This is a genomic window from Cupriavidus sp. SIMBA_020, assembly GCF_046535395.1.
GTDB classification, from domain to species: Bacteria; Pseudomonadota; Gammaproteobacteria; order Burkholderiales; family Burkholderiaceae; genus Cupriavidus; species Cupriavidus campinensis.
This window is the reverse complement of record NZ_JAWRWU010000342.1, coordinates 1-291: the sequence shown is the minus strand read 5'-3', so window position 1 is coordinate 291 and position 291 is coordinate 1. Positions and strand designations below refer to the sequence as shown.

The 291-nt window shown below is 66.3% G+C and carries 1 protein-coding gene; it reads right to left on the bottom strand.

Annotation, left to right across the window (positions count from 1 at the left end; genetic code table 11):
* Positions 1-273, bottom strand: a 273-nt coding sequence (locus tag SB751_RS29495) for a DUF1254 domain-containing protein (RefSeq protein WP_410748962.1), incomplete at its 3' end; no start/stop codon positions are given.
* Positions 274-291: the final 18 nt, after the last annotated feature.

Sequence of the window (291 nt, the reverse complement as noted above, 5' to 3'; positions counted from 1 at the left end):
GCCGATATAGGCAAAGTTCTGGCCGTACAGGTCAGTCAGCTGCAGCGCGAAGTAGCGCCGCGATTCCATGGGAGGAACGCTGATGACGACCGGCTCGGCCCGCAGATCCAGCACGGCGGACGACCTGGCGGTGTCGAGATCGGGCGCCGCGAGGCCGGCGTCTTCCGGCGTGCCCCCCCGCGCATCAAGGTGCAGCGTGTTGAAGGGGCCGCGATACTGCGGGCTGGCGGAATCGATGTTCGTGGCGTACAGGGCCTGATAGCTGGCGACCATGGGGTAGCCGTAGACGTA